At 50.9% G+C, this 20,897-nt stretch carries 20 protein-coding genes and 1 pseudogene; 11 read left to right on the top strand and 10 right to left on the bottom strand.

All coding sequences use genetic code 11. The features are described 5' to 3' along the window. Positions 1-189: 189 nt before the first annotated feature. Positions 190-1,014, bottom strand: coding sequence for an HTH-type transcriptional activator RhaS (rhaS, locus tag GW591_RS15750; protein ID WP_013578030.1), 825 nt, complete (start codon positions 1,012-1,014; stop codon positions 190-192). Between the two features lie 401 nt (positions 1,015-1,415). Here rhaS (GW591_RS15750) and rhaS (GW591_RS15745) point away from each other — a divergent pair, with 401 nt between their 5' ends. The 4 genes from rhaS (GW591_RS15745) (at position 1,416) to GW591_RS15730 (ending at position 6,020) form a co-directional block, all read left to right on the top strand. After that, a complete protein-coding gene (gene rhaS / locus GW591_RS15745) occupies positions 1,416-2,408 on the top strand; it encodes a rhamnose ABC transporter substrate-binding protein (protein WP_112197654.1) in 993 nt (330 codons plus the stop codon). Between the two features lie 68 nt (positions 2,409-2,476). After that, a complete protein-coding gene (locus GW591_RS15740; protein ID WP_166860952.1) occupies positions 2,477-3,991 on the top strand; it encodes a sugar ABC transporter ATP-binding protein in 1,515 nt (504 codons plus the stop codon). Then, a complete protein-coding gene (locus GW591_RS15735; RefSeq protein WP_013578027.1) occupies positions 3,988-5,001 on the top strand; it encodes an ABC transporter permease in 1,014 nt (337 codons plus the stop codon). Before GW591_RS15740 ends, GW591_RS15735 begins: the two co-directional genes overlap by 4 nt. Positions 5,002-5,057: 56 nt before the next feature. Beyond that, complete coding sequence (locus GW591_RS15730) at positions 5,058-6,020, top strand: ABC transporter permease (protein ID WP_099049221.1); 963 nt, start codon at positions 5,058-5,060, stop codon at positions 6,018-6,020. A gap of 55 nt (positions 6,021-6,075) precedes the next feature. Here the strand turns inward: GW591_RS15730 and GW591_RS15725 are convergent. Then, a pseudogene (locus GW591_RS15725) lies at positions 6,076-6,846 on the bottom strand (Fic family protein); the annotation flags it as partial. Between the two features lie 156 nt (positions 6,847-7,002). Between GW591_RS15725 and panE the strand changes: the two are divergent. After that, positions 7,003-7,926: a 2-dehydropantoate 2-reductase gene (panE, locus tag GW591_RS15720; protein ID WP_013578024.1), complete on the top strand. Its 924-nt coding sequence runs from the start codon at positions 7,003-7,005 to the stop codon at positions 7,924-7,926. A gap of 181 nt (positions 7,927-8,107) precedes the next feature. Continuing rightward, positions 8,108-8,590: an Hcp family type VI secretion system effector gene (locus GW591_RS15715; RefSeq protein WP_013578023.1), complete on the top strand. Its 483-nt coding sequence runs from the start codon at positions 8,108-8,110 to the stop codon at positions 8,588-8,590. 22 nt (positions 8,591-8,612) lie between these two features. Here GW591_RS15715 and GW591_RS15710 read toward each other — a convergent pair whose 3' ends face one another. The 5 genes from GW591_RS15710 to ptrR all read right to left on the bottom strand — a co-directional run bounded on the left by GW591_RS15710 (position 8,613) and on the right by ptrR (position 12,152). Next, positions 8,613-8,957 carry a DUF1493 family protein gene (locus tag GW591_RS15710; protein WP_037032727.1) on the bottom strand — a complete coding sequence of 115 codons (345 nt, stop codon included), beginning with the start codon at positions 8,955-8,957 and terminating at the stop codon, positions 8,613-8,615. Next, positions 8,942-9,406, bottom strand: coding sequence for an STM2901 family protein (locus GW591_RS15705; protein WP_013578021.1), 465 nt, complete (start codon positions 9,404-9,406; stop codon positions 8,942-8,944). The genes GW591_RS15710 and GW591_RS15705 overlap by 16 nt, the downstream gene beginning before the upstream one ends. Positions 9,407-9,568: 162 nt before the next feature. Next, complete coding sequence (locus GW591_RS15700; RefSeq protein ID WP_013578020.1) at positions 9,569-10,102, bottom strand: cytochrome b; 534 nt, start codon at positions 10,100-10,102, stop codon at positions 9,569-9,571. 212 nt (positions 10,103-10,314) lie between these two features. After that, a complete protein-coding gene (locus tag GW591_RS15695; RefSeq protein WP_013578019.1) occupies positions 10,315-10,722 on the bottom strand; it encodes an H-NS family histone-like protein in 408 nt (135 codons plus the stop codon). Between the two features lie 545 nt (positions 10,723-11,267). Next, on the bottom strand, positions 11,268-12,152 hold the full coding sequence (ptrR, locus tag GW591_RS15690) for a putrescine utilization regulator PtrR (protein ID WP_013578018.1): 885 nt from the start codon (positions 12,150-12,152) through the stop codon (positions 11,268-11,270). A gap of 100 nt (positions 12,153-12,252) precedes the next feature. Between ptrR and GW591_RS15685 the strand changes: the two genes are divergently transcribed. Further along, positions 12,253-13,638, top strand: a complete 1,386-nt coding sequence (locus tag GW591_RS15685; protein WP_121019860.1) for an aldehyde dehydrogenase family protein — start codon at positions 12,253-12,255, stop codon at positions 13,636-13,638. 131 nt (positions 13,639-13,769) lie between these two features. On the opposite strand, the gene GW591_RS15680 is transcribed toward GW591_RS15685, so the two are convergent. Then, positions 13,770-15,047 carry a PTS ascorbate transporter subunit IIC gene (locus tag GW591_RS15680; RefSeq protein WP_013578016.1) on the bottom strand — a complete coding sequence of 426 codons (1,278 nt, stop codon included), beginning with the start codon at positions 15,045-15,047 and terminating at the stop codon, positions 13,770-13,772. 278 nt (positions 15,048-15,325) lie between these two features. On the opposite strand from GW591_RS15680, the gene GW591_RS15675 reads away from it, so the two are divergent. The 3 genes from GW591_RS15675 (at position 15,326) to GW591_RS15665 (ending at position 16,512) form a co-directional block, all read left to right on the top strand. Continuing rightward, positions 15,326-15,547, top strand: a complete 222-nt coding sequence (locus tag GW591_RS15675) for a helix-turn-helix domain-containing protein (protein ID WP_121019859.1) — start codon at positions 15,326-15,328, stop codon at positions 15,545-15,547. Between the two features lie 143 nt (positions 15,548-15,690). Then, positions 15,691-15,996, top strand: a complete 306-nt coding sequence (locus GW591_RS15670; RefSeq protein ID WP_013578014.1) for a YdgH/BhsA/McbA family protein — start codon at positions 15,691-15,693, stop codon at positions 15,994-15,996. A 213-nt stretch (positions 15,997-16,209) separates the two neighbouring features. After that, positions 16,210-16,512, top strand: a complete 303-nt coding sequence (locus GW591_RS15665; protein WP_013578013.1) for a TM2 domain-containing protein — start codon at positions 16,210-16,212, stop codon at positions 16,510-16,512. 124 nt (positions 16,513-16,636) lie between these two features. Here the strand turns inward: GW591_RS15665 and fabV are convergent, their stop codons facing one another. After that, positions 16,637-17,833, bottom strand: coding sequence for an enoyl-ACP reductase FabV (gene fabV, locus GW591_RS15660; protein ID WP_013578012.1), 1,197 nt, complete (start codon positions 17,831-17,833; stop codon positions 16,637-16,639). A 197-nt stretch (positions 17,834-18,030) separates the two neighbouring features. Beyond that, a complete protein-coding gene (locus tag GW591_RS24145) occupies positions 18,031-19,131 on the bottom strand; it encodes a DmsC/YnfH family molybdoenzyme membrane anchor subunit (RefSeq protein ID WP_225444947.1) in 1,101 nt (366 codons plus the stop codon). 279 nt (positions 19,132-19,410) lie between these two features. Here GW591_RS24145 and GW591_RS15650 point away from each other — a divergent pair, with 279 nt between their 5' ends. After that, on the top strand, positions 19,411-20,868 hold the full coding sequence (locus tag GW591_RS15650; RefSeq protein ID WP_013578006.1) for a sugar porter family MFS transporter: 1,458 nt from the start codon (positions 19,411-19,413) through the stop codon (positions 20,866-20,868). Positions 20,869-20,897 lie beyond the last annotated feature (29 nt).

The following is a 20,897-nucleotide window of genomic DNA, read 5'->3' as shown; positions in this document are numbered from 1 at the left end:
GTCTCCAAAATACGGATAGAGTTGATGAACGAGTTGTTAATAAAAAAGTTCTTTTTTGTGAAGTTTTAACAGCCTGTTCTATCCGTCTGGTTTTTACCTTTCCGTGATTGCCACTTAATTTTAAGAAATGGCAAAAATGTCATGGTCGGACTGCCCGATATAACAATTTTGCAAAATACAGGGTTCCGCTTACTGATACTGACGAACACTTCTGGGTGCATAGCCAAATTCACGTTTAAACAATGTGGAGAAGTAATTGCTGTCGCAGAAACCACAGTTGTGGGCAATCTCGGTGATCGGGCTGTCGCTGAAACGCAGCATGTTGCGCGCATTGAGCAGACGCAGGCGGTTGAGGTAATTGAGCGGTGTGCAGCCGGTTTGTTGTTTCATCTGACGATGCAAGGTACGCAGCGACATTGAGAACTGCGCGGCCAGTGCCGGCCAGTCGATTTCCTCATCATAATGCTCATTCATCCAGTCCAGCACATTGTTCAGGTCACCGCCCTGCCCGCGATATCCGACATCACGGCTGCCTTTGCGCAGCAATAATAAGAGCTGCATAAAATATAATTCCTGCTGAGCCTGAGATTCCGGCGATTGCGTGGCGGGTTGTCGCGCCAGCAAATTAATCAGCGTTTTGGCCTGCACAATCTGAGTCGGGCTGATGCGCCAGTGCGCCGGATACACCCCGTCCACTTCCTGCGGCAATAAATCACCGACGCCATTAAGGAAACGAAACGCGTTCGGGCTGCGATACAGCACGTTGGTCAGATGCAGGTTTTCGGTATCTTCATAAAGATGATGGTCGCTGTGACGCACAAAACAGACGCTCCCCGCGCTGAGGATCAGCGGCTGGTCATTAAAAACGTGCGTGCCGGTACCTTGCTCGACCAGGACAATTTCATTGAAATCCTGATGATGATGTTCAGGAAAAGTTTCCTGCGGATAACGGGGTTCAATGGCGACCGGGAAATCTCCTGAGGGGAAATACTCACTACTGCGTAACACGGTCATTTCCGACTCCTTATTAACACTATCGTAATATCTTAGTCGTCGCCGGGGCAGCCATCGGGCTGAAACTGTGATCCGCCAGCCGCTTTTGAACAAAACATTTCCCGCCTGATGAAATCCGGTGCAATCCGGCGTACTGCGTAGCTTTATGCCTTATTTCAGTGCGGTCTTCTGAAACCGGTAATGTGTGTTTTTCTGACCGTTTAGCCTGCCTGAAATAAGATTGTTATCAAATTGTGAGGTTGTTCGCTCAAACCTTTGCGTCTTTGCCATAGTTCGCACTGAACTGGCACTCGCGGAAAGGTGAGGCTGTCAGCAACCTCCTAGAGTCGTGATCATGCGCCTGGCGCGTCGGCAACTTTTTGGTCGTTAAACTTTATGCGGACTTATGCGGAGTACAAAAAATGAAATTAAAACACGTACTGAGCCTTACCCTGATGGCGAGCAGCATCCTGCTGGCAGGCGCGGCATCGGCAGAAGTGAAGATCGCCCTGGTAGCAAAATCGTTGGGTAATGGTTTTTTTGAAGCAGCAAACGTTGGCGCACAGCAGGCAGCTAAAGAACTGGGCGATGTGAAAGTGATTTATACCGGCCCAACCACCACTACCGCCGAGGCGCAAATAGAAGTGCTCAATGGCCTGATCGCCCAGGGCGTCGATGCCATTGCTGTCTCCGCCAATGACCCGGATGCGCTGGTGCCGGTGCTGAAAAAAGCCATGCAACGTGGCATTAAAGTCGTGTCGTGGGATTCCGGTGTCGCCAAAGAGGGCCGCCAGATCCACCTTAATCCGTCTAACAACGCGCTGATTGGCGAAACCAACGTCAAACTGGCCGCCGATGCGCTGAAAGCCCTGAACGTAGAAAAAGGCGATGTAGCCATCCTGAGCGCCACGCCAACCTCCACCAACCAGAATCTGTGGATTGCGGAAATGAAAAAAGTGCTGCCGAAATACCCTTCGGTGAATCTGGTGACGGTCGCTTATGGCGATGATCTGTCAGATAAAAGCTACCGCGAAACCATTGGCCTGCTGAAATCCTATCCGGACCTGAAAGTGATTATTTCCCCTTCTTCCGTGGGTATCGTGGCGGCCGCACAGGCAGTGAAAGATCAGGGCAAAATCGGCAAGGTGTATGTAACGGGACTGGGGCTGCCGTCTGAAATGGCGGGCGCAATAAAATCGGGCGCAACCAAAAGTTTTGCTATCTGGAACCCGATTGATCTGGGTTACGCCGCCACTTATCTGGCTGATGATTTGGTGAAAGGCACCGCCACTAAAACCGAAGCCAGCATGGGCCGTTTAGGCAAAGTGAAACTCGATGCAGACGGCAGCGGCGCAATGGCTGAACCGTTTGTCTACGACGCCAGCAACATCGATAAATTCTCTAAAATCTTCTGATCCTGAATGCGGCTGACCGGGTTACCGTTCAGCCGTTTTGTTGTACTTAGCCAGACAGGGGAAACTCCATGAGTGATTCAGCGACACCGTTGTTGTCATTGAAGGGCATCAGCAAAGTCTTTCCGGGTGTCAGGGCGTTAAATAACGTTCATGTGGATTTGTATCCGGGAAAAGTAACCGCCCTGATTGGCGAAAACGGCGCGGGGAAATCGACGCTGGTGAAAGTCATGACCGGCATTTATCAGCCGGAAGAAGGCGAGTTGCACTATAAAGCCATTCCGATAAAACTGCCGAATCCGGAATCCGCACACAAAATCGGCATCACCGCCATTCATCAGGAAACCGTGCTGTTTGACGAGCTTTCCGTGACCGAGAATATCTTCGTCGGTCACTATCTTTACCGCGGCATTTTTAAATGTCTGAACTGGCCGGCGATGCATCAGCAGGCACGCGATATTCTGACGCGTCTGGAAGTAAACATTGATCCGCATGCCATTCTGAAAGAGTTAAGCATCGCGCAGCGCCATATGGTGGCCATCGCCCGTGCGCTGTCGTTTGATGCGCAGGTGGTCATTCTCGACGAACCCACCGCCGCCCTGTCTCAGCATGAAATCGTTGAGTTTTATCAGATTGTCGAACGCCTGAAACAGGAGGGTAAAGCGATTCTGTTTATCTCGCACAAATTCGACGAGATCTTCTCCATTTCCGATTACTACACCGTTTTGCGCGACGGCAGCTATGTCGGCTCCGGCAAAATCAGCGACATCAGTGAACAGCAGATGGTGACCATGATGGTAGGACGTGAAGTCAGTCAGGCTTACCCGAAAGTGAACTGCAAACCGGGCGACACGGTACTGGAAGTGCAAAACCTCAGCCATCCGACCGAATTCGCAGGCATTAACTTCTCACTGCGCAAAGGCGAAATCCTCGGTTTTTACGGGCTGGTCGGTGCGGGAAGAACCGAACTGATGCAGGCGTTATTTGGCGTCACGCAACCGAACGGCGGCAAAATTCTGATCAACGGCAAAGAACACCATTTTTCCCGCCCTTCTCAGGCCATCCGCGCGGGGATTGTGTATGTGCCGGAAGAGCGCCAGAAACAAGGCGCGATTATTGATTTGCCCATCAGCCAGAACATCAGCCTGCCGCAGCTCAGCCAGCTTAATCCGCGCGGCGTGCTCAACGACAAAAAAGAGTGGGCGCTGGCCGATGATTACGCCAGACGGTTGCAGGTGAAAGCGTCAAGCTGGAAACAGGCCGTCGGCACGCTGTCGGGCGGAAATCAGCAGAAAGTGGTGATCGCCAAATGGCTGGCGACCAAACCGGACATCATCATTCTCGATGAACCGACCAAAGGCATTGATATCGGCTCGAAAGCGGCAGTGCATCAGTTTATGTCTGAACTGGTCGGGCGCGGGCTGGCGGTGATTATGGTGTCTTCCGAATTACCGGAAGTCATGGGCATGGCCGATCGCATCATTGTGATGCATGAAGGACTGATGGTCGCCGAATTCAACGCCGGTGAAGCCAGCGCAGAAATGATTGTCAGTGCCGCCAGCGGCGCGGGCGAGGAGGCAGCATGATCAGAAACCTGCTGAAATACCGCGAGCTGCTGCTGGCGGTGGTGATAGTGCTGATGGTGCTGGGCGTCGGCGTGCGCTCGCCGGAGTTTATCGGTGCCGGAAACCTGCTGGAGATGTTTAACGATACCTCGATTCTGATCATCCTGGCGCTCGGGCAGATGATGGTTTTGCTGACCAAAGGTATCGATTTGTCGATGGCCGCCAATCTGGCGCTGACCGGCATGATCGTCGCGCTGATTAACTTCCATCATCCGGATATTCCGGTGTGGTCACTGGTGTTACTGGCAACCGTACTCGGGCTGGTGATGGGCGCAATTAATGGCCTCCTGGTATGGAAAGTCGGTATTCCGCCGATTGTGGTGACGCTCGGCACCATGAGCATTTATCGCGGCATTATCTTCCTGCTCTCAAACGGCGGCTGGATCAATGCCCATCAGATGAGCCCGGAATTCCTCAGTCTGCCACGCGCCACCTTTATTGGTCTGCCGCTGCTTGGCTGGTGTGCGATTGCCGCGCTGATTCTGGTGGCGTATTTCCTGCGTTACAGCCGGACCGGACGGGCACTTTACACGGCTGGCGGCAACGCCACGGCGGCGTATTACACCGGCATCAACGCAGGCAAAATGCAGTTCGTCAGCTTCTGCCTTTCCGGCGCGCTGGCGGGTTTCTGCGGCTATCTGTGGATCTCACGCTTCGCCGTGGCTTACGTGGACGTCGCCAACGGCTTTGAATTACAAATTGTTGCAGCCTGCGTCATTGGCGGGATCAGCACCATGGGCGGCATCGGCTCGGTGGTCGGTTGCCTGCTGGGCGCGCTGTTCCTCGGCGTCATCAACAATGCCCTGCCGGTGATTGAAGTGTCGCCGTTCTGGCAGATGGCGATTTCTGGCGGCGTGATTGTGATCGCCGTCATCCTCAACGAACGCGCCAACAAACGTAAAGGACGGCTGATTCTGCGCCACTCTCCCGCCGTCCAGCCTGTGCGAACTGAAACCGGGGTAAGATCATGAACAAGACCTTAACGTCGCGCAACACGCCGCATTCCGCTGCCGGAGAAAACACCACCATGGCTGTCACGCCGTTTTTCCGCCGCCTGATGTGCTGGGAAGGATTTTTACTGCTGGTGACGCTGCTGGTATTTGTGGTGAATGCGTTCGCCTCGCCGTATTTCCTCAATATATGGAACCTGTCGGACGCAACGTTTAACTTCACCGAAAAAGCCATCATTGTGCTGCCGATGGCGATGCTGATTATCGCCCGGGAAATCGATTTGTCGGTCGCTTCAACCATGGCGCTGAGTTCCACCATTATGGGATTCTGCGCGCAGGCCGGTTTGCCAACACCGGCGCTGGTGGGTGTCGGATTGAGCGTCGGCCTGTTGTGCGGGCTGATTAACGGCCTGCTGGTCACCCGGCTGAATTTGTCGTCTATCGTGATTACCATCGGCACCATGAGCTTGTTCCGTGGCATCACCTACGTGCTACTGGGCGATCAGTCGCTGAATAAATATCCCGCCAGTTTCGCGTGGTTTGGTCAGGGCTATGTCTGGGGGCCCTTGTCGTTTGAATTCGCGCTGTTCCTGGTGCTGGGCGCGGTGTTTTATTTCCTGCTGCACAAAACTAACTTTGGACGCCGCACCTATGCCATCGGCAACAATCCGGTCGCCGCGTGGTACTCCGGGATTAACGTGAAACGCCATAATCTGACGCTGTTCGTGCTGGTCGGCGTAATGTCCGGACTGGCGGCCGTTTTGCTGACCTCGCGCCTCGGCAGTACGCGGCCAACACTGGCTCTCGGCTGGGAACTGAGCGTGATTACCATGGCCGTGCTCGGCGGTGTCAGCGTGCTCGGTGGTTCCGGCAGCATGACCGGCGTAATTATTGCCGCGTTTCTGATGGGGCTGCTGACTTTCGGCCTCAGTCTGCTGAATGTGCCGGGCATCGTGATGTCGGTGATTGTCGGTGCGATGTTGATCGTGGTGATTTCACTGCCGGTGCTGTACCGCAAGGTTCTGGCGCGGGGGAAATAGCGGTGTAACTCCCCCGTCTTCGGGCGGGGGGTGTCGAATGAGTCATTGACGTTCAGTGTGAGGATTGCGTTTCAATGCCTTCACGTAATGCTTCCGCCAGTTTATCGAGCATAAAACTGATAAATGCCGTGCAGTCACTGGCACGATCGCATTCGCCAAGAATGCGGTAGTAATCCTGCTGCTGATTATGGATCAGCGTTTCTACCGGCAGCCAGGCGAACTCTGAACGCCACTGGCTGAGGATCAGCGTCTGCCATAAGCGCCCCATCCTGCCGTTACCGTCGGCAAACGGGTGAATAAATTCAAACTCATAATGGAAAATCGAACTGGCGATGAGCGGGTGGATATCCGTTTCCTTCAGCCAGTTCAGCAAATCTGATATCAGACGCGGGAGTTGCCCGGCCGGTGGTGCCATATGAATCAGCCGATTGTCACGATACACACCCACATTGCCGCTGCGCAGGTGGCCGGGCGCATCCACCAGTCCGAGCATCAGCGTCTGGTGAGCTTTCAGAACATCCTCAAGACGATGACTTTTCAATGCCGGTAACTGTTCGTACGTCAGAATGGCGTTACGCACTTCCTGAATATCTTTTTGCGGCGCCAGCACGCGTTTGCCTTCCATAATGGCGGTCACCTGCGGTGTCGACAGGCTGTTGTGTTCGATAGCGAGTGAAGCCTGAATCGTGCGGATACGGTTTTCTTTTCGCAGCAGCACAGATGACTGTTCAGCATGCGCAGCCCAACGCCCCAGCAATTCCCCGACGTCCACAACCCGGTTGAGGATCTGCGGTGTGATACTGTACGGAGGCTGATAACCTGCCATTCAGTGCTCCTTGTTGAAATAGTGATGGGGCATAGTATCACGCGGCAAAATCTTCAAAAATCCCTCATTCATCATGGCTCTTGATCCCTGCCGCCCTCCTCCCGTAGTTTAAACAAACACAGGGTTTCTGAATGTCTTGATAAAAAAGGATAACGCATGAGAATTTTAGTGGTGGGAGCTGGCGCGACCGGCGGATATTTTGGTGCGCGGCTGGCGCAGGCCGGGCAGGATGTGACGTTTCTTTTACGTGAAAAACGCGCGCTTGTGGTTGAGCAAAACGGGCTGACGATTCACAGTCCGCACGGTGATTTCCATTTCCAGCCCAATGTCTTACAGGCATCGCAGCTGACCGGGCCTTATGACCTGATTTTGCTGACTGTAAAAAGTTTCGGGCTGGAAGCGGCAATGAAAGATATCGCACCGGTTGTCGGTGAAAACACCATGGTGATGCCGGTACTTAACGGGATGAAACATATGGAGACGCTGAGCCTGCGTTTTGGTGAGCATGCGTTAATCGGTGGTTTGTGCAAAATCAACGCGACGCTGGATACTGACGGACATATTCACCAGATGACGCCAATGCATCAGATTATTTACGGTGAACTCTCCGGCGAAAAAACTGAACGCATCCTGAAAGTCGATCAGGCATTCCAGAGTGCGGATATCGAGGCGGTGCTTTCTGAAACCATTATCAGTGATTTGTGGGAGAAATGGCTGCTGCTTTCAAGCTTCGGCGCCATCACCTGCACCATGCGCGGCAATATCGGCCAAGTGGCTTCTGAGCCGGGCGGGACGGAGTTTGCGAATGCCATCGTCACCGAAGCGCTGACCACCATGAAAGCCTTTGGCTACGCGGAACGCGCCGCTGCCGTGGCAAAAGTCAGGGAAGCGGTAACCGATAAAAGCTCGCCGCAGACCTCCTCCATGTACCGCGATATGATGCAGGGTTACCCCATCGAAGCAGAGCAGATTATTGGCGATCTGGTTGAGCGCGCAACGCGTGTGGGGATTACTATTCCATTGTTGCAGGCGGCGTATACGCATTTGTGTGTTTATCAGAAGAACGGCGTAAAACAGTAAAGTTTTTGCGCCTGTTTATGCAAATTAAAATGCTGAACGGGCGCATTCAACATTCATCCCAATGATAACCCGCCATGAATAATAAACATCTGAAAATCAGTCTATTACAACAGTCGCTAATTGTGCCTGGCTGAACAAAGGAATAATTTGAAGCCTCACTTTTAAAAAGGAATTTTCGGAAATGGCAATCCCGGCATATTTATGGCTTAAAGACGACGGCGGTGCACTGATTAAAGGCGGTGTGGATGTCAAACATCGGGAATACAGTATCGAGGTTCGAGGTTTTCACCACAACTTAATGATTCCCACTGATAACGCTACGGGCAAAGTGACGGGTACACGTATGCACTCACCATTGCTTGTGGTTAAAGAGTTCGATTCGTCCAGCCCATACATCTACAAGGCAGTGGCAACGGGTCAATGCCTTGCTTCAGCTGAAATCAAATGGTATCGGATAAATGATGCTGGTCAGGAAGTGGAGTATTTCAACATGCTGTTGGAAAAGGTGCGTATCGTTTCGATTACACCAGCAATGGCCGCAGCCAGCAATCCGAATGAAAATCATATGGAAACTGTTGAGTTGCGTTACGAGAAAATCACCTGGAAGCATAATGATGGGAACATTATCTTTGCTGACTCGTGGAATGATCGCCAAACCGCATGATTAAAAAAGGGGCTAAAGCCCCTTAATCATAAAGCCATTTACCCGCCTTAGCCGATTCTGCGAACATTCTTACAGTTAAGGGCTTTCTGGTCTTTTCTATGTCCTTACGCTTAACCTTAAACCAGCGAGTGAAAAACGGAAGGTTTTCCCAGGGAAAGTAGAAGGACCAATTTACGACTGACAGGTCCACTTTAAAGGTTTTTTCATAAGCTTCGAGGGCATATACGAAATCATCACCTGGAGCAAAATCTTGTAGCTCGGTATCAAACTCAAGCGGAACCTCTCTTTTCAAATCGAAATCGTAGTAGCCAGGTATTTCCTCGCGGAACATTGATAAGACTTTTTCTTCCATTAAAAGTATGTCCATGCAATACGATCTTCTGGACGGGCTATTAAATTATATTTTGATCTGGTTTCGGCGGCCACCTGCTGGATTAATATGACCGCCATTGCATATCCAACAAAGGGGACATATCTATCTATCAGCGCAGCCCATTTTGTGGTTTTTCGCATAGTCAAGGTATTGAACGACTTACCAACCGGCGTCCACGCTTTAAGGCCAAAGGGCAGTTTCGCTTGCTTTAAAAGGGCCCTCGATAGCTTTGACGCCACGCTTGTTCCCGGTATTGCAGTTACCATCTTGCCCGGAACCGGAATGTAAGGCTGCCCTGTAATAATGAGAACTGTAGCCGTAGTATCTAACCCGAGGTGATTTGATAAGCTTTCAATAAAAATTAGACCAAATAACTCTTGATTACTCAGATTGGCGTGGCCGTGATAAAAGTACGTTCCGTTTAGCTCTTCAATAGTATCCATTTCAATATCCTTTTGATTAGAAGGGCTTTAGGATACTGCCGCATTTATTAGCAGGCAATATGCCCCCTCGCACTGGATATCATCATTGTTCCTTCCGTCACGTTAATCGCTCCGTTGATACCAGAAACTGGCAACGGTTTCTCAGACCCACGCACCCGCGGGTTATTTTCGCGAAGGTAACATCCGGATTAGCGTGTTATCGCGCCGGCGATAGTGATGCCAGAGGGCAGCCAGAGCATGTAATCCGATAAGATAATACCCGGCGTTCGCGAGCCATTCATGCAGCGTTTTAAACTGTTTCTGTAAAGGGAGATCCGGAAAAACACTTTTAGGCATAAGGATGTTAAACATCGTCCAGTCATGGCCGCCATAATAACGTGACAAGATGCCCAGCACCGGCAAGCTTAAAAACATCAGATATATAAGTACATGAGCCGAACCTGACAAATAATGCTGCCAGCGCGGCAACGCGGGTTTAACCGGCGGAGTGACATACATTGCGCGAACAAACAGACGCATACACATCAGGAATAATACGCAAAATCCCAGGCTGTAATGCGTAAGGGCTAATAACTCCCTCGCTGGCGTGCCTTTTGCAAACCACCCTTTTATATCCATCGTGGCATAGGTCAGTACGACTAACACAAACACCAGCCAGTGGAGCATAATTTGAACGAAAGAATATCGGGTACGCATAGAAGTTCCGGTAAACGAAGAGACGTTAACCTTACTTATGCAGACTTAAGCTTACCTTAAGAACAATGACGGAGAGTAATGAAAAGGAAAAAATCCCCAGAAACGCGAGAATTTTTAAAAGGGGGAACAGCAGAATAAAAACTGGCGGTGAAGTACGTTTTTCTGCCCGGCTAAAAAGCGGGGCAGAAAAGCGCAGCACATCAGCCGTGAGGTCAGCGCGCGATCAGGAAGCTTTCAAGTGTCGCGCCGCCATCCAGCGCTGCTTTAATGGCAGAAGGCGTGCGACCCTGACCCGTCCAGGTTTTTTTAGAACCGTCAGTGTCTGTGTACTCATAAATGGCCGGACGTGGCTTACGTTTGGCTTTAGTGGTTTCTTTCGCGCTCTGGTGGCCCAACAGGTCATCAATCGCGATGCCATCGTTTGCCAACATTTCGCGGTATTTCAGTAATTTTTCGTCGCGCTCTTGTTGCTGCGCACTGCGCGCTTTGGCATTTTCGCGAGTTTCTTCAACAATGGCAGTCAGTTTCTCAAGAATTTCTTCCAGAGTACTCAAAGGCATTTCGCGAGCCTGAGCCCGAAGTGTACGGATATTATTCAAAACGTTTAATGCGTTGTCCATGATGTGCTCACTTTAGATATGTGCCATTAAATTAGTGACTCTGATTCTACACAAACCAATATTGATATCAATTGCGTCAGGATAATATTACAACCTATTACACAATTCCTGCGTGAGCCTCTTTGGTTTATTGCGTTTTAATGCGTTAGTTTTATAAGTAATTATTGACTCTGGGTTAATAAATTTTCAGCGCACAAATCACCTGCAGAACTTCAAAATAAGCAGGAAAACATTATTAAGCTAAATTTACCTCTCTTTATAAGAGTATCAGTGCGTGAATAACATATGTTGCTATTATGTACAAATCGGGCCAGTTCTTTTCTTTTGATGCGGATCTCACGCTTACTCTTATTCATTTCGCTAAAAATTTTCCTGCCGGAAATCGACGAAAAGCATCTTCTGCACAAAAAATTTAAAGCGGTTTACGCAGCATCGCTTTAAAATGTGACTCACGTCACACAGGATGTTTATTTACCCTATGTTTAAGACCATTTTTATTGTTTGCGCCGCGTGTGTGGCGCTGAAGCTCGCACTGGACTGGCAGATTATTTTGCAGGTGGCGGAAGGTTAACCGTTAACTGAGAGGCCAGAGCCGCAAATTCTGTCAGATTGCGGGTTAATGCGCCGCGCCGCCATATCAGCCACGTTGTCAAAAAACGATAATTGTCGGCCAGCGGCCAGATGCTCACCGTGCTGCTGCCCGGCATACTTTCCAGCATACTGCGCGGCATCAGCGCCAGCCCGCCGCCGGCTATCACACAAGCCAGCATGCCGTGATAAGACTCCATTTCGTAGATTTTCCCCGGCGCAGCGCCATCATCCGCAAACCAGCTTTCGAAATGGCGACGATAAGAGCAGTTCGACCGGAACGCATACAGAATCTCCCCGTTAACCTCCTGCCCACGAGTCACAGGCGCGTGATGTAAGGGGGCGACAATCACCATTTCTTCTTTATACACTGGCACGCCATCCAGAACCGGATGCAGCACAGGGCCGTCGACAAACGTCGCTTCCAGCGCCCCTTCCAGCAATTTATCCAGCAATTCCCCTGAAGGGCCAGTGCTCAGCGCCAGTTCAACCTTGCTGAATTGCTGGTGATAACGCGCCAGTAAAGTGGGGATCCGCACCGCTGCAGTGCTTTCCAGCGCGCCCAACGCAAATATCCCCTGCGGTTCTGTGCCCGCCACGGACACCCGCGCTTCTTCGACTAAATCGAGAATACGGTTGTTGTAACTGAGAAAGTTTCGCCCTGCTGGCGAAAGGCGCAGACGCTGATTCTCGCGGATGAATAATTCGACGCCCAGTTCCGCCTCAAGCTGTTTAATGCGTGTTGTCAGATTCGACGGGACGCGATGCACCCGCTGGGCGGCGGCGCTGATACTGCCGGTTTCAGCAACGGCGCGAAACATCTCGAGCTGTGACAGATTCATAGTCTTTCTCAAAAAGTGAACGGTTTACTTATTTTTATTCATTTTTATTCATCTTCGCAAGTCTCTATGCTGAACGGACTGGATAAATGAGGAGCACATAATGACAACGCCCGACACACACGCAATTTCGCTCAACCCGTTCAACGGCCAGCGTATCGCAGAGTATCCTTTCGACACCGCACTGACTCTTGAGATGGCAGTCACACAAGGCAGCGCGGCCTATAAGCAGTGGCGCAAAACGGATATCGCTCAGCGCGCATCCCATCTGCATAATCTGGCGACTGAACTTCGCAAAGCCAGTGAAGACATCTCCCGCATGATCAGCCGCGAAATGGGTAAACCTATTAAACAGGCGCGCGCTGAAGTGGAGAAATCCGCAAGCCTGTGCGAATGGTATGCCCTGCAGGGCCCGGCGATGCTCGCACCTGAACCCACCATGGTCGATAACGGCGAAGCGCATATTCATTACCGCCCTTCCGGCATGATCCTGGCGGTTATGCCGTGGAATTTCCCGGTCTGGCAGATCCTGCGCGGCGCGGTACCTGCGTTACTGGCGGGAAATACGTTCCTGCTTAAACCTGCCCCTAACGTGATGGGCACGACCCGTCTGGTGAAACAGGCTGCGCTGAAAGCCGGTTTTCCGGCAGGGGCCTTTGGCGTAATTAATGTCGGGAATGCAGATGTTGCCGGGTTGATTGCTGATCCGCGCATTGTTGCCGTCACGGTAACCGGCAGCGTGCGTGCCGGTGGTGCTATTGCGGAGCTGGCAGGTAAATCACTGAAGAAATGTGTGCTGGAGCTGGGCGGCTCTGATCCATTTATCGTGCTCAATGACGCCAACCTCGATGAAGCGGTGAAGGCGGCTGTCGCGGGCCGCTATCAGAATACCGGACAGGTTTGCGCCGCCGCGAAACGTATGATTGTTGAAGAAGGTGTGCTGGAAGCCTTTACCGAGAAATTTGTGGCCGCCACGCGGGCACTGGTCATCGGCGACCCGCAGGACGACGACACCTACATCGGCCCGATGGCACGCTACGACCTGCGCGATGAGCTGGACAGGCAGGTTCAGGAAACGCTGTCAGAAGGCGCAACGCTGTTGCTCGGTGGTGAGAAAATTGCTGGCGAAGGTAACTTCTATGCCCCCACTATTCTGAGCAACGTGACGCCACAAATGACCGCATTCCGTCAGGAGTTATTTGGCCCGGTCGCAGCGATTACGGTTGCACGCGATGCTGAGCATGCGGTCGAACTGGCGAATGACAGTGATTTTGGTCTGAGCGCGACGATTTATACCGCCGACCTGGCACGGGCAGAACAGATGACTGGCGAGCTGGAAACCGGCGGCGTATTTATTAACGGCTACAGTGCGTCAGACCCGCGCGTAGCGTTCGGTGGCGTGAAAAAAAGCGGCTATGGTCGTGAGCTTTCACACTTCGGTTTACGCGAGTTCTGTAACGTGCAGACCGTGTGGAGCAACCGTAAATAACCGTTAACCGGTGGAGGTTTAAACTAATCACAGGATTTTATAATCCTGTGATTATTATTTTTTGCCAGCCTGTGAGTGAGGCCGGGCATCAATCGCCGTGACGGCCTGCTGATAACGAGACGCCTTTGTGGTTACTTAAACAGCCCCATCAGATGGTCCAGAATCAGCGAAGAGAGGGTGAAATCAGGGTCAGCAAATGTGACACCCTGCGCACCAAGATGTGAGAATAATGGCAACGTCAGTGCAGGTAACACACATAACAGCAGTCCGTTGATACCACTGGCAATAATCGCGCCACGGAACCCGCCGGTGGCGTTACCGAAGATGGCCGCCGCGCCTCCCGTAATAAAGCTCGCCATAATGCCCGGAACAATAATGGGCAATCCGACAAACGGGAAAATGAGAATACAGGCCAGTTCCACAGAGAAGCTCACCAGAAAACCAATCAACGTGGCATTTGGCGCTTTAGTGAAAAGCACCATGACATCCACCGCCGGGACCGCGCCAGGTGCGAAAACTCGTGAGAATCCTTTAAACGCCGGTACGATTTCCGCCGTAAATAAATTGACGCCCGCTTTGGCGAGATACAGACCGCAAGCAAACACAGCCGACTGCTCAAGAATAAAAATAATCGTATTTTTATCTGCCGCACCGGCGCCATACACAAGCGTCATCGCCGTTTTGATCTGCGGTTGCGTAGCGAATACACAGGATATCAGCAGAAGAACCAGCATCGTTAAAAGCGTGGCGATATTGGGTTCACGCAGGAAATCAAACTTGTTACTGATTTTGAGATGTTCTGTATCGGTCTTTTTATTACCGAACCATTTTCCCATATATGAACCGATGATATATGAAGATATGGCTGCGTGAGAAATGGCATATTCGTCAGAACCGATGATTTCACGGCTAAATCTGTTCAGGAAAAACGGAGAAGCGGCCATATAAAGACCGATGAAAATCGACGAGATGATAATAATGGGATAATAGCTATAACCCAGTTGCATCAGCACTGCTGTTAATGCAAAGGACATAAACAGGACAAGATGCAGCGAGAGATAGATAAATTTCAGACGCGTAAAGCGGGCCAGAAGGATATTAATCACCATAGAGAACAATAGAATTATCGCTGCCGTTGAACCAATCTGATCGATGGTTGCTGCCATAATGGCTTCATTACTCGGCACCACACCAACAATGTTAAAGGCGTTAGAAAACAAAGTGCTAAAAGCCGTTAACACTTTCATTAAGATTGAGCCACCGACCTTTATCATGGTAAATCCGATAAAAGAAAGTGCCGTTCCGGTGATGATTCTTGATACCGATGCTTTTTGAAAAACCAATCCCAGAAATGCGATAATCGCAATGATAACAGCCGGTGTTTTAACCAAACTCAGAAATATTTCCATCTTCCCCTCTTTCATTGAATTTATATTGATTGAAAGTTGCGGCCTTTTTATAAGAAACTTTATCGTTACATTTTTTCAACATTCCTCATTCATCCTTGCTCAGACGTCATTCGAAATTTGTTTTTATGAAACAATGTTTCTTTTTATTTGGCACGGTGTTTTATATAGAGTTCGTGAAAGGGATGATGTGAAGTGACTCGCAATTAGTGGAGCAGAAGGCATTTTTTAATGTGTTTTGGAATAGACATAACAAGAGAACACCGGTCTGGCGAAGCGCAATGCTGGCCGCCGCTTCCCGCGCCGTGGGTCTGAATCCTTCGACGCTATCCAGCGCACTCTCCGGACCGTGGACGAAAGGTGAAATGCGCAAACTGCAGACAGGGCGTGAAATGTGCCCCTTCTTGCACTCATTTCAAAAATACATGACCTGTAACCAGGTGAAAATATCCTCTGTTACTTTCGTGTTAATTGTGGCGGGAGGTTGCTTAACAAAGAATTAGCAATTAAAGCTAAAGGTCATTACATGAAAAGGTATTTATTAACCTCACGCCCGTTAAATATCTCAGATGCGTCATCACAACGATCGATTAACGGTGCGGCTTAATATCCGATTTAGAAAAATGACCTGATGAGGAGTAAATCCATGAAAGGCTTAGTGAATGATGTCTTATCCATATTCTCACCCAAAGCGGTTAAGCCTGTTTTGGTCCGCTCAGGGTTATCACATCGCGAGATCGCCTCGCTGCAAGCTGTCGGCGTGAGCACGGTGTCCTGGGCTACCTCCATGGAAGAACTCAACAATGCATTTGTTAAAAAAGCACTGGATGCAGGCGCTGTCGGCTACCACATTACCCATGTGGAATCGCACAAACCGGGTAAAGAGCAGCAACACGTTATGGCTGCCACCGCGACCTTTTACCATATCAATCACAAAGTGGCCTATGGCTGATGTGCAGAGCAGAGTGTCATGAAATAAGAACGCCGCAGGCTTTAGGGTTTGCGGCGTTATTTATTGATGAGAAAGCATATTGAAGACCATTCACTGGCCGCGCGGTACACGGGTGGAGCGCCGCCCCATCAGCCTGGAGCATCATCATTCTCTTTTTCTTAATGATAATTACGGGTAAGATTAGTCCGAATAATAACATGTAAGGAAATAGAAATGGGATCTATGGTTTTTTGTAGAGGATGCGGAAAGGAGATCCACGAGTCGGCTAAATCATGCCCTCATTGTGGCGCCACTCAAAGTATTAATCCTCAGGGGACTAAAAGCAGGGTTGCTGCAGCGTTGTTAGCTTTCTTCCTGGGTGGTTTTGGTGTTCATAAGTTCTATCTGGGTAAAATCGGGCAAGGGTTCTTATACCTCATCTTCTGCTGGACGTTTATTCCTTCAATAATTGCATTCATTGAATTCATTATTTATCTGTGCGATTCAGATGAAAACTTCGCCAAAAAATACGGTTGAGTTTAGCTATCTGATTATAAAAGCCGCTTTCAAAGTGGCTTTTTGAAATCTACTAAACATTAAAAAACCCACACCCACCTTTCGGCAGATGCGGGTTCGCATAATCTCTGTACGCTAAATCAGATTACATCTGGATCAGATGTTTGATTTTCACGTCAGGATTGGTGTCGGCAGCATAATCAACACCGTTCAGGCCAAAGCCGAACAGACGCATAAATTCGCTTTTGTAGCCTGCAAAATCAGTCAGTTCCGCGATGTTATCGTTGGTGACTTCATTCCACAGTTTACCCACTTCAGCCTGCACTTCTGGCGCGATCTCTTTCAGGTCAGCGCGCAGACGGCCTTCGTTGTCGACCAGCGGCTCAGCGCCATACAGGCTGTCTTTGTACAGACCGTAAACCTGCTCGATACAACCTTCGTGAGTGCCCTTCTCTTTCATCACTTTGAACAACAGTGACAGGTACAGCGGCATCACCGGGATAGCAGAACTCGCCTGCGTCACAACGGCTTTCAGTACGGAAACGCGTGCGTCGCCGCCCTGCTCTGCCAGTGTGCTACGGATATCCAGAACACGTTTGTCCAGATCCTTCTTGGCTTCACCGATAGAACCGTTCCAGTAAATGTCCTGCGTCACTTCTTCACCCAGATAGGTGAACGCCGTGGTTTTCGCGCCTTCGGCCAGCACACCGGCAGCCTTCAGATCGTCGATCCACATCTGCCAGTCTTCGCCACCCATCACTGCAACGGTGCCCGCGATTTCTTCAGGGGTTGCCGGTTCCAGCGTGGTTTCGTTGATGGTTTCTTTGTCGGTGTTGATGCCGCGAATAGTGACTTGCTTACCGATTGGTTTCAGGGTGGAGTTGAACACTTCACCGGTTTTAGGATGGGTGCGACGTGGCGCAGCCAGGCTGTAAACCACCAGATCAACCTGACCCAAATCTTGTTTGATCAGCTCAATGGTCTTTTGCTTCACTTCGTCAGAGAACGCATCGCCGTTGATGCTTTTTGCGTACAGACCTTTGGCATCGGCAAATTCTTCGAATGCGGCTGAGTTGTACCAGCCCGCAGTGGCGGTTTTGGATTCATCGCCCGGACGTTCGAAGAAGATACCCAGCGTTGCTGCGTCAGAACCAAAAGCAGCTGAGATGCGGGCAGCGAGGCCGTAACCGGTAGAAGCACCGATCACCAGGACTTTTTTCGGACCGCCTGCGATTTTGCCTTGCGCGGTAACGTAGTCGATTTGTTCTTTAACGTTCGCCTTGCAACCTTCCGGATGGGCAGTAACACAGATAAAGCCACGGATGCGTGGTTTGATAATCATATAGACCTCATTGCAACTGTCTCAGTAAATTGGCCGATAGAATATAGGTTTGCGCCGTTTCAGGCAAAACCTGACGCTTCTTCGCCGTGTAAACAGAGTTCTCTGACCCGAAAACAGGCTCGTTTTCGGCAGAAAGCATAAAATTTGAGCCAAAAATTATCTCTGTAGTGTAACGCAGTCCCGCCGGGATGTTCATTTCAGGCCTCACGCATTCCAAAAGCATGGCGGCGGCATACCGCACATTCATTATCCTGCGCAGACCAGGCGGGAAATATGCAGCCACACACCCGGCATTGTGCTTGTTCAAGCCTGGAAACGGTTAACGTACTTTCACTGTTTTCACGCGCGGATACGGAGATAGCGCCATCAAAGCACACCGCCTCGCAGTTGCCACAACCGGTACATTTCACAGGATCCAGCGTTAATGCCAGATTATCCAGGCGGATGGCTTGTTCGGGACAGACACGGCTACAGGCGCCGCAGAGTACGCAACGGTGTTTATCGAGATCAACGTGATATTCACTGATCTGTGTAAAACGGGCGCGCCTGAACCGACGCCCGACAGGTACGTTACCGGCAGAAGCGCCTTCGTTTTTAAGATGCAACCACCGGCGGCGTGAACCGTTCATCGTTTGCCGGGACGGTGGCACAATATTCCACAGCGGTTCCTGCATTCGTTTCAGGCGAACATTCAGCGTGGCGATGGCCTGAAACCAGCCAGCCGCGCTTTCCGCTTTCATCTCAACAAAACGGATGCCGTATTCGCTGTGCCACATCAGCAATTCTTCAGTACAGGGCGCAACGCGAGTCAGCGGCATCACCAGCCGGTCAGCGCGGTAAAACATCACGTTAGTATTGATGTGCATCCAGGTCGCGACAGACGTATGAGCGTAAATCGCGCTCATGCAGAAGAGATCAATCAGGCCCAAAAGAGAAGCGAGCAGCAGAAGAGAAGTCACGACGCGTTTTGCTACCAGCCCGATCAGCCTGGTCAACCCCAGAATACCGAGATAGAGACTGGCGAAAACGATTTCCCGGCTCAGCCAGGAACTGCTGATATGACTCAGTGCATGAAAGGCATTCAGCGGATAGCCCAGATGCGCGGTTGAAGCGACAAGGCCCAGCGCACCGGCGACAAAAGCCAGCAACATGGCAGGTACTGCAACGCGCCATTTTTCCTGCGTATTCAGGCTGTCAGCGGCATACATCAGGATAAATGTGGTGAAAAGCGTGCTGCCTGCGGAAAGCTGGATATGGTGGCCAGCAGCGTCGAGCCGCGCGCGGTACGTTCGCCACAATTATGCCGCGGTGACTCACTTTTAGGTAAGAATAGAGGTTTCATCATCGTTTGATGGAGCCTGACATTCTTGATGTTTATTTGTTAAGCATTACTAATCACTTTTACGAATATCTCGTCACAAAAAAGTAACATTTCCCCCGTTAAATTCAGCGCCACCAGCCTTCGTTTCCCTTCATTTTTCCCGTTTCCTTTCAATATCCGGATTATGCGTTAGATTTATAATGTGTGACATGAGTCACACAAAAACCATAAGAAAAGTAATGATTAGGGAGCATCTGTGAGTGAGAAAATAAACAGTGGCGGTCGGGATGATGCGGCGAAAGCCTCGCAACCGACCGAACCGCTGGTGAAAGTAATTGCCTTTATTGCCACCCTGGGTGGCTTACTTTTTGGCTACGATACCGGGGTGATTGCCGGTGCTTTGCTGTTCATGAAGCACGATCTGCATCTGACATCGTTAACAACCGGGATGGTCACCAGCTTCCTGATACTGGGTTCGGCTGTGGGTGCAGTCTGTGCTGGTCGCGTGGCTGACCGTTTCGGGCGTAAGAAAGTCATTCTGGTGATGGCACTGATCTTTATGGCCGGTTCGCTCGGTTGTGCCACGGCGCCCAACGTCGTGATAATGATTATCTGCCGGTTTATTCTGGGGCTGGCAGTCGGTGGCGCGGCAGCGATTGTGCCCATCTATATCGCGGAAATCGTCCCCTCTCATCGCCGCTGGCAGTTCGTTACATTACAGGAACTGATGATCGTCTCCGGCCAGCTGATTGCGTATACCAGTAATGCGGCCATCAACGAAGTGTGGGGTGGCGAAACCACCTGGCGCTGGATGCTGGGTGTCGCCTGCGTTCCGGCCGTGGTGCTGTGGGTCGGGATGCTTTTCCTGCCTGATACTCCGCGCTGGTATGCCATGCACGGCCGCTATCGCGAAGCGCGTGACGTGCTGGAGCGTACCCGTAAGGCAGGCAGAGTAGAGAAAGAGCTGAGCGAGATCCGCAGTTCCATGAGTTCCAAAAGCGAGAAGCATTCCCGCCGCCAGAAGACTATCTCCGTGTGGATGAAACGTCTGGTGTTTCTGGGGATTGGTATCGCCATGCTGCAACAACTCTCCGGCGTGAATACCATTATGTTCTACGCACCGACCATGTTGCAGGCCACGGGGTTAAGCACTAATGCGTCTCTGATGGCGACTATCGCCAACGGGGTCATCTCAGTGATCATGACGTTTGTGGGCATCATGCTGCTCAGCCGTTTCGGGCGCCGTCCGCTGCTGCTGACCGGTCAGATCGGCTGTACCCTGACGCTGCTTGCCATCGGATTAGTCACCTGGCTGATGCCGGAAACTGTCAACGGTCATCCCGATGCGGTTCGCAGCTATCTGGTACTTGGCGGTATGCTGATTTTCCTGTGCTTCCAGCAGGGCGCGTTGTCGCCTGTTACCTGGCTGCTGCTGTCGGAAATGTTCCCGATGCGCATCCGCGGCATGGCTAACGGCGTATCGGTATTTGCCATGCAGATGACCAACTTCTCCATCGCCTTTATGTTCCCGATCATGCTGGAGTCTATCGGGCTGACGATGTCATTCTTCTGCTTTGCCGCCATCGGTGTCGCAGGCGGAATATTTGCCATTATCTTTGCGCCTGAAACGCAGGGTAAAACGTTAGAACAGATTGAGAAACACTTTAAAAAGCACTTGCAGGATGACCCTGCTCCGCAGGAAGCAGGAAGTTAAGCTGGTCATGTAATAACCCTGCCTGGTCA

Origin of the sequence: Rahnella aceris (genome assembly GCF_011684115.1) — a bacterium.
GTDB lineage: Bacteria > Pseudomonadota > Gammaproteobacteria > Enterobacterales > Enterobacteriaceae > Rahnella > Rahnella aceris.
The sequence above is the reverse complement of the archived record's forward strand: the minus strand, read 5'-3'. Positions and strand labels throughout refer to the sequence as shown.

What these genes read in the sequence shown, in the direction of transcription:
- ptrR (WP_013578018.1), bottom strand. Translation starts at nt 12,152, where the DNA reads ATGAATCTGTCACAGCTCGAGATGTTTCGCGCCGTTGCTGAAACCGGC.
- rhaS (WP_013578030.1), bottom strand. Translation starts at nt 1,014, where the DNA reads ATGACCGTGTTACGCAGTAGTGAGTATTTCCCCTCAGGAGATTTCCCG.
- GW591_RS15730 (WP_099049221.1), top strand. Translation starts at nt 5,058, where the DNA reads ATGGCTGTCACGCCGTTTTTCCGCCGCCTGATGTGCTGGGAAGGATTT.
- GW591_RS15675 (WP_121019859.1), top strand. Translation starts at nt 15,326, where the DNA reads ATGCTGGCCGCCGCTTCCCGCGCCGTGGGTCTGAATCCTTCGACGCTA.
- GW591_RS15680 (WP_013578016.1), bottom strand. Translation starts at nt 15,047, where the DNA reads ATGGAAATATTTCTGAGTTTGGTTAAAACACCGGCTGTTATCATTGCG.
- GW591_RS15705 (WP_013578021.1), bottom strand. Translation starts at nt 9,406, where the DNA reads ATGGATACTATTGAAGAGCTAAACGGAACGTACTTTTATCACGGCCAC.
- rhaS (WP_112197654.1), top strand. Translation starts at nt 1,416, where the DNA reads ATGAAATTAAAACACGTACTGAGCCTTACCCTGATGGCGAGCAGCATC.
- GW591_RS15715 (WP_013578023.1), top strand. Translation starts at nt 8,108, where the DNA reads ATGGCAATCCCGGCATATTTATGGCTTAAAGACGACGGCGGTGCACTG.
- GW591_RS15665 (WP_013578013.1), top strand. Translation starts at nt 16,210, where the DNA reads ATGGGATCTATGGTTTTTTGTAGAGGATGCGGAAAGGAGATCCACGAG.
- GW591_RS15685 (WP_121019860.1), top strand. Translation starts at nt 12,253, where the DNA reads ATGACAACGCCCGACACACACGCAATTTCGCTCAACCCGTTCAACGGC.
- GW591_RS15695 (WP_013578019.1), bottom strand. Translation starts at nt 10,722, where the DNA reads ATGGACAACGCATTAAACGTTTTGAATAATATCCGTACACTTCGGGCT.
- GW591_RS15710 (WP_037032727.1), bottom strand. Translation starts at nt 8,957, where the DNA reads ATGGACATACTTTTAATGGAAGAAAAAGTCTTATCAATGTTCCGCGAG.
- fabV (WP_013578012.1), bottom strand. Translation starts at nt 17,833, where the DNA reads ATGATTATCAAACCACGCATCCGTGGCTTTATCTGTGTTACTGCCCAT.
- GW591_RS15740 (WP_166860952.1), top strand. Translation starts at nt 2,477, where the DNA reads ATGAGTGATTCAGCGACACCGTTGTTGTCATTGAAGGGCATCAGCAAA.
- GW591_RS15670 (WP_013578014.1), top strand. Translation starts at nt 15,691, where the DNA reads ATGAAAGGCTTAGTGAATGATGTCTTATCCATATTCTCACCCAAAGCG.
- GW591_RS15700 (WP_013578020.1), bottom strand. Translation starts at nt 10,102, where the DNA reads ATGCGTACCCGATATTCTTTCGTTCAAATTATGCTCCACTGGCTGGTG.
- panE (WP_013578024.1), top strand. Translation starts at nt 7,003, where the DNA reads ATGAGAATTTTAGTGGTGGGAGCTGGCGCGACCGGCGGATATTTTGGT.
- GW591_RS15735 (WP_013578027.1), top strand. Translation starts at nt 3,988, where the DNA reads ATGATCAGAAACCTGCTGAAATACCGCGAGCTGCTGCTGGCGGTGGTG.